Raw genomic sequence first — 975 nt, forward strand, 5'->3', positions numbered from 1 at the left:
CAGGATAGCTTATCGGTAGCTAACCGTCCCTCCATCCACATGACCAAGCGTTGCACTTATTATCTGAATTCGCGGATGCGATTTTCAGGTATATACGGTAAGTAATGTTTCAAAGGTGAAGTGTGGTTGATTACTATCAGTAGTTAATATTAGCCATATAAATATTTATATTTACATAGTGGTTTATATGGCTTGCTTCAAGTTAATTTAGCTTCTCAGGCATAACAGATGAGTGATGAGATGATATTTTCCATTCTTTACCTGTATAATCATAGGTAAATGTGTATCGGGCGGAAACTTTTGTATTGTCACCAAAAGTAAACGTGTAGGTTCCTACGTCAATTGCTTCGTTACAGCCAATTCGTATATTTCTACTGTCAATTTTGCCAACTGGTTTTTTAGCAAGAAAATGTTCAAAGTAATCAATCCTTTCAGCCTGCGTAAGCCGTATTTTATTTGATATAGTGGGAACAAGTACCGCATCACTCAGATAATTATCTGTAACTTTTTTGGGATCGCCAGTTCGCAACGAAGCGTTCCATTTGTTGAATAATTCTTCAATATCGGATGGTCTTACATTAACACAATTCTCAACTGTTGAAGCATTAACTGCACCAGAAATAATTAGTATGGAGCTTAAAACTACAATTTTGTATCTCATTGAAACCTCGTAGGCACATTCAAAAATGTGTTGTTTGCTATTATTGTTGACGCTTACTTGTTTGTAAATTTTGTTATCTTATAGTAATGTGAATTTTTTAGTAAAGCATACGTTTATAATTTCTTATCACTATAAGAGCAAGGTAAAAAATCCTAAATTGACTCATGTAGTATGGTTCTTGTTCTGATAAAGAACCAGAAAATGAGACAACTACGCATTGACCAGTTTGATATGGTTGTTACTGGCGGATTCAAGTTCGAAGTGCAACGCTAAGCCGCCTGTCTTAACTCTGCAAAGACCACTGAAGGCTGCCG

The 975-nt window shown here is 35.9% G+C and carries 1 protein-coding gene; it reads right to left on the reverse strand.

What is annotated here, in order from left to right; translation table 11 throughout:
• Positions 1–202 precede the first annotated feature (202 nt).
• Complete coding sequence (locus ACSZO1_RS22500) at positions 203–661, reverse strand: nuclear transport factor 2 family protein (protein WP_437616610.1); 459 nt, start codon at positions 659–661, stop codon at positions 203–205.
• Positions 662–975 lie beyond the last annotated feature (314 nt).

This window comes from Erwinia sp. V71, from assembly GCF_965644245.1.
In the GTDB taxonomy this organism is placed as follows: domain Bacteria; phylum Pseudomonadota; class Gammaproteobacteria; order Enterobacterales; family Enterobacteriaceae; genus Erwinia.